Annotated in this window: 1 protein-coding gene; it reads right to left on the bottom strand. The window is 50.8% G+C overall.

Going from position 1 to position 1,702, the window contains the following annotated elements:
• Positions 1-64 precede the first annotated feature (64 nt).
• The coding region (locus VLA04_04480) for a DNA gyrase C-terminal beta-propeller domain-containing protein (protein HSI20921.1) at positions 65-1,702 on the bottom strand (1,638 nt) is incomplete at its 5' end.

A 1,702-nucleotide genomic window follows, 5' to 3' on the forward strand; every position in this document is an offset into this window, starting at 1 on the left:
AAAGGAGCTTGTCCCCACGGACAATCATCAAACCAACCCCCACCATTGGCTTACGTTGTTCCATTTACTCTTCAGGCGCCTCTTCAGTTTCTATGGGCATCTCAATGGCAGTATGCTCCCCTTCAAGCGTGCTTTCACCCTGGCTTTCCTCTAAGACAGCAGCGCTGGACACGTGGTCCCCTGGCTTCAGGCGCATGAGGGTTACACCCTGTGTGACGCGGCCTAGTACTTTGACGGACTTAACAGCGGTTTTCAGCACTACGCCATGGGATGACATCATCATGAGTTCACCCTTGTCGTTACTTAGGATGGCGGCAAACACCACTTCACCAACCTTAGGCGTAACAGCAGCGGCCTTAATTCCAATACCGCCACGGTGCTGGACATCAAAGTGAGTAAGCGGCGAGCGCTTGCCAAAGCCGTTCTCAAACACCACCATCATCTGATCAGTTTCACGCTGTGTCTCCGCAAAGACTTCCATTGCCACCACCTTGTCATCAGGACGAAGTTTCATACCACGAACACCGGAAGCAGAGCGGCCAGTAGGGCGAATCTCTTCTTCCTTAAAGAGGACAGTCTGCGCACGGGCCGAGGTCATCATTACCAAGTCTTTGCCAACTGATGGGCGAACCCAGTGCAGCTTGTTTCCAGGCGCCAGATTGATAGCGATGATACCGTTCTTGCGGACATTGGAGTACGCGGCAATCTCGGTCTTCTTCACGGTCCCATCAACGGTACCCATAATGAAGTACCCCTTACGCTCTGCATCCTTCGGCAGTGCCAGCATGGCGGTAACCTTCTCGTTCTGACCAATCTGAATGATGTTCACAATAGACTGACCCTTGGCCTGCCTACTGGCATTTGGGATTTCATATACCGCGGTACGGTAAAGCTTCCCTTGGTCAGTAAAGAAGTAGATGACGTCGTGAGTCTTTGCGGCAAGCAAGAACTGCACTTCGTCTTCTTCTTTGGTTCCCATACCTGTTACACCCTTGCCGCCACGTCCCTGTGCACGGTATGTGTCACGCTGGACGCGCTTAATGTAGTTGGTCTTAGTGAGGGTAATGAGCACCTCTTCGTTTGGAATGAGGTCTTCTGTCGTGAAGCCATGAATATCTGCCTGGATGATCTTGGTGCGCCGAGGCTTGGCATACTGATCTTTAATGCCAATGGTTTCTTCACGAATCACGGCGAGAATTTTCTCCTCGTGTGCGAGCAAGTCTTCTAGGAAGGCAATGAACTTCATCTTCTCATCGTACTCATCCTGCAAACGTTGACGCTCAAGACCTACCAAGCTCGAGAGACGCATGTCTAGAATGGCGTTGGTCTGGACCTCAGACAGCTTAAACTTCTTCATCAAGGCCTCAGCAGCAGCAGGCCTATTCTTGGAGGCACGAATAATTCGGACAACCTCGTCGATATTATCGAGTGCAATAAGCAATCCCTCTAAGATGTGGGCACGCTCCTTAGCCTTTGCTAAGTCGTATTCTGCACGACGCCTGACAACTACCTGGCGGTGCTTAATGAACTCTTGCAGCACTTCCTTAAGGGTAAGAATGCGAGGCTCTACCTCATTCACGAGGGCAATCATATTTACGTGATATGCCGTCTGAAGGGAAGTAAGTTCGTAAAGACGATTGAGTACCTTTTTAGGGTAGCTATTAGCGCGGAGTTCAATGACTACGCGGATCCCTTCACGGCT

This window comes from Verrucomicrobiia bacterium, from assembly GCA_035460805.1.
Classification (GTDB): domain Bacteria; phylum Patescibacteriota; class UBA1384; order CAILIB01; family CAILIB01; genus DATHWI01.